Annotated in this window: 10 protein-coding genes; 8 read left to right on the top strand and 2 right to left on the bottom strand. The window is 68.6% G+C overall.

Features of this window, described 5'->3' with window-relative positions:
* The first annotated feature begins 27 nt into the window (after positions 1–27).
* From nuoH to B7K24_RS00930, 8 genes are read left to right on the top strand one after another with little or no spacing between them, the layout of a single operon-like run.
* Positions 28–1,350 (top strand): NADH-quinone oxidoreductase subunit NuoH, encoded by a 1,323-nt coding sequence (nuoH, locus tag B7K24_RS00965; RefSeq protein WP_084129186.1) that lies wholly within the window; start codon positions 28–30, stop codon positions 1,348–1,350.
* A complete protein-coding gene (nuoI, locus tag B7K24_RS00960) occupies positions 1,343–2,125 on the top strand; it encodes an NADH-quinone oxidoreductase subunit NuoI (RefSeq protein WP_084128016.1) in 783 nt (260 codons plus the stop codon). The genes nuoH and nuoI overlap by 8 nt, the downstream gene beginning before the upstream one ends.
* 2 nt (positions 2,126–2,127) lie before the next feature.
* Positions 2,128–2,934 (top strand): NADH-quinone oxidoreductase subunit J, encoded by an 807-nt coding sequence (locus B7K24_RS00955; protein WP_084128014.1) that lies wholly within the window; start codon positions 2,128–2,130, stop codon positions 2,932–2,934.
* On the top strand, positions 2,931–3,230 hold the full coding sequence (gene nuoK / locus B7K24_RS00950; RefSeq protein ID WP_084128012.1) for an NADH-quinone oxidoreductase subunit NuoK: 300 nt from the start codon (positions 2,931–2,933) through the stop codon (positions 3,228–3,230). Before B7K24_RS00955 ends, nuoK begins: the two co-directional genes overlap by 4 nt.
* A 7-nt stretch (positions 3,231–3,237) precedes the next feature.
* Positions 3,238–5,118: an NADH-quinone oxidoreductase subunit L gene (nuoL, locus tag B7K24_RS00945; RefSeq protein ID WP_084128010.1), complete on the top strand. Its 1,881-nt coding sequence runs from the start codon at positions 3,238–3,240 to the stop codon at positions 5,116–5,118.
* Between the two features lie 3 nt (positions 5,119–5,121).
* On the top strand, positions 5,122–6,621 hold the full coding sequence (locus B7K24_RS00940; protein WP_084128008.1) for an NADH-quinone oxidoreductase subunit M: 1,500 nt from the start codon (positions 5,122–5,124) through the stop codon (positions 6,619–6,621).
* Entirely contained in the window at positions 6,618–8,189 is a 1,572-nt protein-coding gene (nuoN, locus tag B7K24_RS00935) for an NADH-quinone oxidoreductase subunit NuoN (protein ID WP_084128006.1), read from the top strand. The genes B7K24_RS00940 and nuoN overlap by 4 nt, the downstream gene beginning before the upstream one ends.
* A 4-nt stretch (positions 8,190–8,193) precedes the next feature.
* On the top strand, positions 8,194–9,189 hold the full coding sequence (locus tag B7K24_RS00930) for a polyprenyl synthetase family protein (protein ID WP_084128004.1): 996 nt from the start codon (positions 8,194–8,196) through the stop codon (positions 9,187–9,189).
* Between the two features lie 148 nt (positions 9,190–9,337).
* Here B7K24_RS00930 and rarD read toward each other — a convergent pair whose 3' ends face one another.
* Positions 9,338–10,264 carry an EamA family transporter RarD gene (gene rarD, locus B7K24_RS00925; RefSeq protein WP_234986502.1) on the bottom strand — a complete coding sequence of 309 codons (927 nt, stop codon included), beginning with the start codon at positions 10,262–10,264 and terminating at the stop codon, positions 9,338–9,340.
* A 114-nt stretch (positions 10,265–10,378) separates the two neighbouring features.
* Positions 10,379–12,358, bottom strand: a complete 1,980-nt coding sequence (locus B7K24_RS00920; RefSeq protein WP_159449091.1) for a glycosyl hydrolase — start codon at positions 12,356–12,358, stop codon at positions 10,379–10,381.
* Positions 12,359–12,364: the final 6 nt, after the last annotated feature.

Here is a 12,364-nt window from a genome sequence, read left to right as displayed (position 1 = left end):
CCGTTCGAGACTGTCGACCCGGCGGACCTGACGAACGCCGAGGCCCTGGCGAATGACCCCATCTGGTTGGTCATCGTCAAGGCCGTCATCATCCTGGTGTTCTTGCTCACCAGCGTGCTGTTCGCGGTGTGGTTCGAGCGCCGCGTGATCGGCCGCCTGCAGCGCCGCCCCGGCCCCAACCGCCTGGGCCCGCTGGGATTGCTCCAGTCGGTGGCTGATGCCACCAAGCTGCTGACCAAGGAAGACATCACCGTCCGCGCGGCGGACAAGGTGCTCTACATCGTCGCCCCGGCGATCTCGGTGTTCTGCGCGTTCCTCATCTTCGCGGTCATCCCGTTCGGTCCCACCACGCACATCCCCGGCACCGACATCTACACGCCGCTGCAGCTGACCGACTTCCCCGTCGCGATTCTGTTCATTCTCGCGTGCGCGGCCCTCGGTGTGTACGGCATCGTCCTCGGTGGCTGGGCCTCCGGCTCGGTCTACCCCCTCATGGGTGCGGTCCGCTCGACCGCTCAGGTGATCTCCTACGAGCTCGCCATGGGTCTGTCGCTCGTGACCGTGTTCCTGCTGTCCGGCACCATGTCGACGTCCGGCATCGTGGAATCCCAGGCCGACCGCTGGTGGGCCTGGCCGCTGTTCCCCGCCTTCGTGCTCTACGTCATCTCGATGGTCGGCGAGACCAACCGCCTCCCCTTCGACCTGCCCGAGGCCGAGGGCGAGCTGGTCGCCGGCTTCATGACCGAGTACTCGTCGATGAAGTTCGCCTGGTACTTCCTCGCGGAGTACATGAACATGGTCAACGTCTCCGCCGTGGCCGCCACCCTGTTCCTGGGTGGCTGGCACGCGCCGTGGCCCGCCTCGTGGGCCGGCGCCGAGTTCCTCAACTCCGGCATCTTCCCGCCCATCTGGCTGATCGTGAAGATCTGGCTGCTGATGTTCGTGTTCGTGTGGATCCGTGGTTCGCTGCTGCGCTTCCGCTACGACCAGTTCATGCGCTTCGGCTGGAAGGTCCTCATCCCCGTGGGCCTCGCGTGGGTCGTGTTCTTCTCGGTCGGCCGCCAGGCGTTCGATTCGTGGGGCCGTGACCTCAACGTCTACGACGCCGTCGCCGGACTGGTCGGCATCCTGCTGACGATCTCCGTCATCAGCTTCATCTCCGATTCCAAGGAGACCAAGGCAGCCAAGGAGGCCGCCGCTGTAGAGCCCGAGCCCGAGGTGCTCGACGCGTTCGCCGGCGGCTACCCGGTGCCGCCGCTGCCGCACCAGACCCTGCCCCCCTCGCCGCGCTCGGGTCGCACCGTCGAGGCGAGCGCCACCCGTACCCCGGAAGGAGGCGCCGATGACTGAGTCAGACGACGTCTGGAAGGTCAATCGCGAACGCGACGGCCAAGCCAAGCCGTTCGAGTCGAACCTGCCCCAGGCCGGCCCCGTCGGCAAGATCTTCGCGCCCGTCGCCGGGTTCGGCGTCACCATGCGCAACTTCTTCAAGCCGACCGTCACCGAGCAGTACCCGGAGAAGAAGGTCGCGCCCATGCCGCGCTACCACGGCCGGCACCAGCTCAACCGCTATGCCGACGGTCTCGAGAAGTGCATCGGCTGCGAGCTGTGCGCGTGGGCGTGCCCCGCGGACGCGATCTACGTCGAGGCCGACTCGAACACCCCGGACGAGCAGTACTCGCCCGGTGAACGCTACGGCCGCGTCTACCAGATCAACTACCTGCGCTGCATCTTCTGCGGCTTGTGCATCGAGGCGTGCCCCACGCGTGCGCTCACGATGACCAACGAGTACGAGCTCGCGGGCCCCACCCGCGAGGGTCTCATCTACGAGAAGCAGGACCTGCTGGCCCCCATGGGTGAAGCGATGCTCGCCGCGCCGCACCCGATGGTGCCGGGCACTGTCGACGACGACTACTACCGCGGCGACGTGCTGAAGGTCGTCGAGGAGCAGACCGAGTGGGTGCGCGAGAACCGTCCCGAGGACCCCACGCTGCCCGAGAACCGCGGCATGCGTGAGGAGAACCCCGAGCACCGTCGCGGTGAGCACTCGGATGCGAGCGCGAACGTGGCGCGTCACCAGACCGCAATGCAGGGCGTCAAGGGCGGCCTCGGGAGTGGGATGTAGTCATGGTGAATGAAGCCCTCTTCTGGATCGTCGCCATCATCACGGTGACCGGATCGCTGTCGTTGCTGTTCGCCCGCAAGGGCGCACACATCGCGATGAGCATCGTCACGGTGATGTGCGGCCTGGCCGCCGCGTACGTCGGCCTGGGCGCGCCGTTCCTCGGCGTCGTCCAGATCGTCGTCTACACCGGCGCCGTCATGATGCTGTTCCTGTTCGTTCTCATGCTCGTCGGTGTCGATCAGCGCGAGTCGCTCAAGGAGACCATCAAGGGCCAGCGCTGGATCGCCCTCGCCGGCGCCGGCGGCATCGCGCTGCTGCTGATCTCGGTCATCGGCCGCGTCACCCTGTACTCGCCCGACGAGTTCACGGACGGCAACCCCGAGGAGATCGCCCTGGTGCTGTTCTCCGACTACGTGCTCGTGATCGAGGTCCTCGCCGCGCTGCTGATCACGGCCGCCGTCGGTGCGCTGATCCTCACGCACGTACCGCGCTTGGTACCTAAGCACTCGCAGGTCGAGCTCGCCGAGGCCCGCATACTGGCCGGCGCCGACCCCGTCAACAAGCCGATGCCCGGTGTGTACGCGCGCCACAACGCGCTCGACGTGCCCGCGCTGGACCCCGAGGGCAAGCCCATCGAGGACTCCGTCTCGCGTGTGCTCGAGATCCGTCACCAGACGCAGGAGGGTGCCGAGTTCCGCCACCAGCTCGCGGATGCCGACAACCCCGACCACGACGCACAGCCCTCCGACGCGCCGCCGCGCGACTCGCACGACCGCAACCCGCGCCAGGGCAAGGGGGAGTCCCGATGAACCCCATGAACTACGTCATCCTGGCGGCCATCCTGTTCTCGATCGGCTCGGCCGCCGTACTCCTCCGTCGCAACGCGATCGTGGCGTTCATGGGCGTCGAGCTCATGCTCAACGCCGCGAACCTCGCGCTCGTGGCGTTCTCCCGGATCCACGGCGAGCTGAACGGTCAGATCATGGCCTTCTTCGTCATGGTCGTCGCCGCCGCTGAGGTGGTGGTGGGTCTCGCGATCATCATCGCGGTCTTCCGTGCCCGCCAGTCCATCTCGCTCGACGAGCCGGCAGAGCTGAAGGGATAAGCAACCAATGCAGTCACTGATCTGGCTCGCGATTGCGCTGCCACTGGCGAGCGCGGCCGTGCTGCTCCTCGCGGGGCGTAGGGCCGATGCGTGGGGCCACTGGGTAGGCGTCGCCGCCTCAGGCGCCGCGTTCCTCGTCGGCTTCTTCGCGCTCATCGAGATGCTCGGCAAGCCCGCCGAGGAGCGCGCCCTCGACACCACGCTCTACACGTTCATCCCCGGCTCCGACCTGCAGGTCGACGTGGGTCTGCTCGCGGATCCGCTGTCGATCACGTTCGTGCTCCTCATCACGTTCGTGGGAACGCTGATCCACGTGTACTCCGTGGCCTACATGGAGCACGACAAGGACCGCCGCCGTTTCTTCGCCTACCTCAACCTGTTCGTCGCGGCCATGCTGCTGCTGGTCCTCGCGGACTCGTACCTGCTGCTGTTCGTCGGCTGGGAGGGCGTGGGCCTCGCCTCGTATCTGCTGATTGGCTTCTGGAACCACAAGCCCGAGTACGCGACCGCCGCGAACAAGGCGTTCGTGGTCAACCGCATCGGCGACATCGGCCTCATCATCGCGATGGGCATCATGTTCACCACGTTCGGTGCGCTGGACTTCGCCACCGTGGGTCAACTGGCCGGCAACGCGTCGACCACCACGCTCACGGCAATCGGCCTCGCGCTGCTGCTCGCGGCCTGCGGTAAGTCCGCACAGTTCCCGCTGCAGTCCTGGCTGGGCGACGCCATGGCGGGCCCCACGCCCGTCTCGGCCCTCATCCACGCGGCCACGATGGTCACCGCTGGCGTCTACCTGATCGTGCGCTCGGCGCCCATCTTCAACGGCGCCCCCGACGCGCAGGTGGTCGTGGCGATCGTCGGCGCGATCACGCTGACGCTCGGTGCGCTCATCGGTATGGCGAAGGACGACATCAAGAAGGCGCTGGCCGCCTCGACCATGTCGCAGATCGGCTACATGATGCTCGCCGCGGGTCTCGGCCCCATCGGCTACGCCTTCGCGATCTTCCACCTGGTCACGCACGGCTTCTTCAAGGCCGGCATGTTCCTCGGCGCCGGCTCCGTGATGCACGCCATGAACGACCAAGTCGACATGCGCCGCTTCGGTGCCCTCAAGGGCGCCATGGTCGTCACCTGGGTCACGTTCGGCCTGGGTTGGCTCGCGATTCTCGGTGTCCCGCCCTTCTCGGGCTTCTGGTCCAAGGACAAGATCATCGAGTCCGCGTTCGTGGGCGAGGGGTGGCAGCCGTGGGTCTTCGGCCTCACCGCGCTGATCGGCGCCGGCCTCACGGCCTTCTACATGTCGCGTCTGTTCTTCATGACCTTCCACGGCAAGGCCCGCTGGACCGATGAGGTGCACCCGCACGAAAGCCCCGCGCTCATGACCGTGCCGATGATCATCCTCGCGGTCGGCTCGGCCTTCCTGGGCCTGTTCCTCGCGGTCGGCGATCGGTTCTCGCACTTCCTCGAGCCCGTCACCGGGCACGTCGAACATCACGAGCCCGTCCTGCCGGTGCCGGTCATCATGGCCGCGACGCTCATCCTGGTCGCCGCGGGTGCCGTGTTCGCGTGGCTCAAGTACGGCCGTGCCGAGGTCGCCGAGGAGGCCCCCGCGGGCTCGCTCGCGACCATTACGGCTCGCAACGACTTCTTCCAGGACTCGGTCAACCGCGCGGTCTTCCAGCGCCCCGGCCAGCACGTCACTCGCACCCTCGTCTACGCCGATGCGGCGATCGTCGACGGTGCCGTCAACAAGCAGGCCCGCGGCTGGGCCTCGATCGGCGAGGCTTCCCGCAAGGTCCAGAACGGACAGGTGCGCTCCTACGCAGCCACCATGCTCGTCGGACTGGTCATCGTCGTCGCCGTCATCGTGGTGGGGGGTCTGTAAACCGTGTTCCCATTCCTGACCGTTCTCGTCGCGCTTCCCGCGATCGGTGCCGCCCTGCTGTGGGCGCTGCCGTCGTCGGCGCTGACGCGTGTGCGCGAGATCGCGCTCGGTATCACCGTCGTCGAGGCTGTGCTGTTCGTCATCATGGCGCTGCAGTTCGACAAGGGTGACGCCGGCGCCTTCCAGTTCTCCGAGACCTATGCCTGGATCCCCCAGATCGGCGCGAGCTGGGCGCTCGGGGTCAACGGCATCGGCCTCCTGATGGTGGCCCTGTCCGTGATCCTGGTGCCGCTCGCGATCCTCGCGGCATGGCGTGAGGACAAGATCCCCGCGCGTCGCCGCCACTACCTCGCACTGATCTTGCTGAGCCAGGCGTTCATGGTCGGCATCTTCGCCGCCCGCGACGTCTTCCTCTTCTACGTGCTGTTCGAGGCAATGCTGATCCCGATGTACTTCCTCATCGGGTCGTTCGGCGGCGCCCAGCGTCGCTACGCCGCGGTGAAGTTCCTGCTGTACTCGCTGGTCGGCGGATTGATCATGCTCGTCGCCGTGGTCGCGCTGTACTTCGCCGGTCCCGGCGGGGAGCAGGCGTTCCTGACGGACAACCTGACCGGCACGCTCGACCTCACCACGGCCCAGGAGCGCCTGATGTTCGTGGCGTTCTTCCTGGCGTTCGCGATCAAGGCGCCGATGGTGCCCGTGCACACGTGGCTTCCGACGGTCGCGGAGGAGGCCCGCGCGGGCACCACCGCGCTGCTGGTCGCCGTGCTCGACAAGATCGGCACGTTCGGCATGATCACGCTGTGCCTAGCGCTGTTCCCCGAGGCCGCCCAGTGGGCCGCCCCGGCGATCATCGTGCTCGCCGTGATCTCGGTGATCTACGGCGCCCTCCTGGCGATCGGCCAGAAGGACATGCTCCGCCTGGTCGCATTCACGTCGGTAAGCCACTTCGGCATCATGGTCCTCGGCATCTTCGCGTTCCAGGCCACCTCGGTCGAGGGCGCGGCGCTGTACATGTTCAACCACGGACTGTCGACCGGCGCGTTGTTCCTGCTGGTGGGCTTCCTGATCTCCCGCACGGGCACCGCAGACGTCGACGCGTACGGCGGTCTCCAGCGCATCGTCCCGGTGTTCGCCGGCACGTTCCTCGTGGTGGGCCTGTCGGCCCTGTCGCTGCCCGGCCTGTCGCCGTTCGTCTCGGAGATTATGGTCCTCGTGGGCGCCTACCCGGTCGCCTCCGTCGCCGTCATCATCTCCGCGGTCTCGGTGGTGCTGGCCGCGCTGTACATCCTGCTGACCTACAAGAAGGTCTTCACCGGCGGCGTTCCTGCCGAGACCCCGGCGACGACCCGCGACCTCAGCCTGCGCGAGAAGCTCGTGGCATGGCCCCTGGTGGGCCTCATGCTGCTGCTGGGCTTCGTGCCGGGCATCGCGATCGACTATCTGCGCGAGCCGTCTGCTGACGTCGTCGCGCACGTCACCCTCGAGGAGGCCGACGCGTGAACTTCGTGACCCCCACGATCGACTGGGCGGCGCTGACGCCCATCATCATCGTGCTCGGCGCCGCCGCGGTGGGCATCCTCATCGAGGCGTTCGTGAAGTCGCCCGCCACCCGCCGCACGGTCCAGCTGGGCCTCGCGGTCGTGGCCCTTGCGGCCGCGCTCGGCGTGGTCATCGCCCAGTGGGCGACCCTCGAGGGCGCCGGCACCGTCGCGATGGCGGGCATGCTGACCGTGGACCGCCAGGCGCTCGCCTGGATGTCCATCCTCCTGGTCTTTGGCATCCTCGCCATGCTGCTGTTCGCCTCGCGTGACGGCGGCGGAGCGTTTACAGAGTTGGGTGCGAGCACGCCCGGTTCGCTCGAGGAGAAGCTCGCGCGCCGCGCGGGCCTCGCGGTCACCGAGGTCTACCCGCTCGCGTTGTTTGCGGTGGGCGGCATGATGCTGTTCACGTGCGTGACGGACCTGGTGTTCCTGTTCGTTGCCCTTGAGGTGTTCTCGCTGCCGCTGTACATCATGGTGGCGCTGTCGCGCCGACGTCGGTTCCTGTCGCACGAGGCCGCGCTGAAGTACTTCCTGCTCGGCGCGTTCTCCTCGGCGATCTTCATCTTCGGTGTGGCGCTGGTCTACGGCGCCACCACGGTCACGAACCTCGACATGATCGGTCGCGGCGCGACGATGATCGCGGACGCCGACCCCATCCTGCTCGCGGGCGCCGTCATGGTCGTCGTGGGCCTCATGTTCAAGATCGGCGCCGTGCCGTTCCACTCCTGGGTGCCCGACGCCTACCAGGGTGCGCCCACCCCGCTCACCGCGTTCATGGGTGCGGCGACGAAGGCCGCCGCGACCGCCGCGCTGGTGCGTGTCATGTTCGTGGCGTTCGCCCCGCTCGAGTGGGAACTGTCGTGGCTGATCTGGGCCGTCGCGATCGCGTCGATGGTGCTCGGCACCGTGGTCGCGCTCGTCCAGACCGACATCAAGCGCATGCTCGCCTACTCGGCCGTCGCACACGCCGGCTTCATCCTGGTGGCCTTCGCGGGTCTCGAGGGCGAGGCGCTCACCGCGCTGCCGTTCTACCTGCTCGCCTACGGCCTGGGCACCATCGGTGCCTTCGCCGTGGTCTCGCAGGTGCGTGAGCGCGCCGAGGACGGCGGCGTGGGTGCCGAGGCCGTGCGCCTGGGCCAGTGGGCTGGCCTGGGCAAGCGTTCGCCCCTGCTCGCCGGCTCGATGGCGCTGTTCCTCCTGTCTTTCGCCGGTATCCCGCTCACCGCGGGCTTCATCGGAAAGTTTGAGGCGTTCTCTGCGGCCGTCGCTGGCGGCGCCTGGGTCCTCGTGCTGATTGCCGTCCTGGCCTCGGCCGTGGCTGCGTTCTTCTATGTGCGCCTCATCGTGCTGATGTTCTTCACCGACGCCCCCGAGGGTGCCGAGGAGGTCATCGCTATCGAGGACTCGGCCCTCACGCGCACGGTCATCTACGTGACCGCCGTCGCCATCCTGATCCTCGGCATCCTGCCCGCCGGTGTGCTCGACCTGTTCGCCGACGCGTCGGTGCTGCTGGTCAACGCTGGCTGATCCGATGACCTCGCTGCCGATCGGTGACGCCGAGCTCGAGGAGAGGCTGCTGCCTCGCCTCGAGCTCGTCGAGGAGCGCCTGCGCGACGCCGTCGCGCAGTCAGACTCGCTCGCCGATGCCACGTCGAAGCACCTGGTGAATGCCGGCGGCAAGCGCCTGCGTCCCATGCTCACGCTGCTCGCCGCGCAGCTCGGTGACGGCGCCCGGCCCGAGGTCGTCGAGGCCGCGGTCGTGGTCGAGCTCACGCACCTTGCGACGCTGTACCACGACGACGTCATGGACTCCGCTCCCACCCGTCGCGGCGCCCCGTCGGCGCACGAGGTGTGGGGCAACTCGGTCGCGATCCTCACCGGCGACCTGCTGTTCGCCCGGGCGTCGCGTGTGGTAGCAGGGCTGGGACCGGAGGCCGTCCGGCTCCAGGCGGCGACGTTCGAGCGCCTGTGCCTGGGCCAGCTGCACGAGACCGTCGGCCCCGACGAGGGCCAGGATGCCGTCGCGCACTACATCCAGGTGCTCGCCGACAAGACGGGGTCGCTGATCGCGACCTCGGCCCGGTTCGGCGCCCTCATGGCGGGCTGCACGCCGCAGGTCGTGGATCAGGTCACGCGCTACGGCGAGCTCGCCGGCGTGGCGTTCCAGTTGGCCGATGACGTGATCGACCTACGTTCGGACGCCGCCACCACCGGCAAGACGCCAGGCACCGACCTGCGTGAGGGCGTGCCCACCATGCCCGTGCTGCTGCTGCGTGCCCGCGTGGCCGCCGGCGGCACCGACGAGGAGCGCCAGCTGCTCGCCGACATCGACGGCGACCTGTCGGACGACGCGGTGCTGGCCGACGTGGTTGCCCGCTTGGCGAACCACCCCGTGGTCGACGAGACGAGCGCCAAGGCCCGCGAGTGGGCCGTGCGCGCCGAGGAATCGGTCGCGTCGCTTCCCGATGGCCAGGTCAAGGCCGCGTTCAACGCCTTCGCCGACGCCCTCGTGGCCCGCGCCTCCTAGCACCCGCCCCGGCGACAGTGTGAGCCGACACACCCGGGACACGTGTCGGTTGAGCCCACACCTGTGACGGATGTTATCTCGTGTGACAGCGCACGGTGTCTCATCAGCGACATTGGTCACTTCTGTCACAGGTGTGGGCCAAACCGATTCAGACGGGCTCCGCCGCCTCCACCTGGGCCACACCGCGGCGAGGACGAGCCCGCCACGCGTCGACGCTGATCACCACAAGCGCGACCCACACCAGCACAAATCCCGCCCAGCGCGACGGCGGCATCGGCTCCCCGAAGTGCCACACGGCAAGGATGAACATCATGGTGGGCGCGATGTATTGCAGCAGCCCCATGACGAACAGCGGCAGTCGCCGCGAGCCCGCGGCGAACAGCAGCAGCGCTCCGGCGGTGAAGATGCCGGTCGACATCAGCAGCAGGTCGTGGCCGATGCCTAGACCGGGCTCACCGCGGTCCCCAAAGGTGCCGGTCGAGCCCATGACGAGAATCGCGATGAGGCCCACGGGCGCGAGGACCAGCGTCTCGACCGTGAGGCCCGTCACCGCGTCGACGGAGGTGCCGACGCGCTTCTTGATCAGCCCGTACAGGCCGAACGAGCCCGCCAGGACGAGCGAGATCCACGGGAACTCGCCCAGGCCGAACCCAATGACGAGCACCGCGACGGCCGCGATGGCGAGCGCGACAATCTGCATGCGCCTCAGTCGCTCGCCCAGGAACACGACTCCCAGCAGCACGGTGAAGAGCGGGTTGATGTAGTACCCCAGCGATGCGGAATTCACGTGGTCGGTCACGACGGCGTACACGTAGATCAGCCAGTTGACGGCGACCACAATGGCGGCAGCCGCGAGGGTCAGGAACGCCCGCCGGTTGGCGAGCACCTCGCGTAGAGGACGCCAGCCTCGCACCACGGCAACGATGGCGAGACACACCACCAGTGACCACACGGCGCGATGAGCGGTGATCTCGATGGCACCGGCGGGCTCGAGCGCCGCCATGAGCAGCGGGAACAGGCCCCACATGAGGTAGGCGCCCGCGCCATACGCGAGGCCGGAGCGTGAAGAGGTCACGGGGATCAGTCAACCACCGGCCGATGCGCCTGCGGACCAGTCACGAAGCGTCGCCGCAGGGTGGTGCCAGCGGCGTTGCCGCTGGCACCACCGCGTTCGGTGGTCAGTCCGCGGTCATGGCATCTGCGCCGCGATGAACGCGAGCATGGCAGCTCGCGAGTTGCCGCCGTCGATCGCCTCGTCAGGCAACGCGACGGCCTCCTCCCACGCGGCGCCGGCATCGTCCTGGCCGGCCAGAGCGAGGTACATGAGGAGGTAGTCGCCGAAGCCGGCCTCGCCGGCATCGGCCCGAGCGCCTTCGACGGTGTCGCGGATCACCTGGGCGTCGTCCTCGTCGATCGCGGCGAGGTGCTGCTGCACCGGCGCCATCGGGATCAGCTCGATGCCCAGCTTTGCGGCCTCGGCGGGGGAGAACCACGTGGCATGCTCGCGTTTGCCACCCCACTCGAGGGAGACGAAGTCGTGCTCGTATTCGGGAAACTCCGACAGGTCGGGCCGGACCCACCGGGTGAGTGCGGCATCGGCCTCCGCGGACAGGAGCCAGGTGGCGGTCTCGGTCATCGCGTCGTCCCCACGGGCCTCGGCCCAGGCGGCGAGCCCGTTCCACGCGAGCACCGCCTCGGAACTGGACTCCTGGTTGTTGCCGTCGCCGAACGGCGACATGCCGGACGCCCACGCGTGCCCCGCGACCGGGTCGAAGGACCGCAGCTGGGGGAAGCGCTCGGAGGCCGTGGGGCTCGCGATATCCGCGGCGAGCTGATCGATGACGGGACCGATCGTGTCGGCCAGCGCGGGATCGTGCCCCACCGCCACGGCCGCAGCGTTCAGGAAGTAGCCGTAGTGGAAGTGGTGGTCGTTGAATTCCTCCGATCCGAACGACGGCTCCATCCCGGTCACGCCACGGAAACCCGGGTCGTAGACAAAGCACTGGGTGTCCCGTGACTCGCACCCACCGGCCTCGGTCCACACGGCGAGGGCGTCATTGAGGGGGCCGGCGAGGGAGTCCGCGAGCTCGTCCTCTCCCAGCTGGTCCGCGATCGACACGAGCATGGCCTGACGGTGCAGGGCCTTGCCGCCAAAGTAGGTGTCCACCGGGAACTCCGGGGTGCTTGCCGCGGCCTCCTGAAGCGCCGCGACGATGGCCGAGCGCTGCTCGGAGCCGATGCCGCCGAGGTCGAGCGCCATCGTGGGTGCGGTCAGCGGCACGTCCCATGACACGGAGCCCGCCGCACACGCGAGCAGCGGGCCGTGAATGGTCTCGTAGCTGCCCAGGGAACAGTCGAGCCCCTCGGCGCGGTCGTGCGGGACGGCGACCACGGTTCCCGATTCCGCATAGGTCACCGCGGTCGTGGCGCCATCCTCGCCCACTCCCATGGCAAGCTCCGTGGCGCCGACCGGCTCTCCCAGCGCCGCGGCGAAGGCGGCGGGGTCGCCGTCGTCGGGCACCACGGCAAGCTGGGCCGTGGAGCCCTGCGGCAGCGTCAGTGCGCTGCCGTCAACCGTCCCGCCGTCCGTCACGAGGACGTAGGTGGTGTCGCCGATCTCCAGCACGGCGAACTCGTCGTCCTGACGCGCGGGCGCGGAGAGCGTGAGGGACACGTCGGAGGCGGCCGTCACGGCGATGGCGGGCCATCCCTTGGCGAAGCTCACCTGCGCGAGCGTGGAGCCGGCGCCGTCACGGTAGTCGAGTGTGGCGCCCACGGGGTCGGCGGCGGAGGCCACCGGCAACCCCTCGGCGCCGTCGACCTGCATCGTCACGTCCCGTGCGGCGGGGCCGGCGATGAGGTCGGCCGAGGCCTGCACGCGGGGAAGGCCCACGGCCATGCCCCCCTCGACGGTCGTGAGCGACAGGGGATCCCCAAACGCGGAGTACGACTGATCCCCGAACACCAGGCCCGAGTACCACCGGTTCGTGGGTGCGGGCAGGTCCTCGACGACGCGGGCGGACCCGGTGGGCGCGAGCTCTCGCTCGGGAAGGCCCGCGCCTTCCGGTGCAGCGGTCATCGCCACGGCATCGCTGCCCGGAGCCGTCGTCTCCTCGGCGTCCTCGCACGCTGCGAGTGCGAGGACGCCCGCACAGGCGATGGCGGTCATGGTCAT

The organism is Demequina sp. NBRC 110055, from assembly GCF_002090135.1.
In the GTDB taxonomy this organism is placed as follows: Bacteria; Actinomycetota; Actinomycetes; order Actinomycetales; family Demequinaceae; genus Demequina.
The sequence above is the reverse complement of the archived record's forward strand: the minus strand, read 5'-3'. Positions and strand labels throughout refer to the sequence as shown.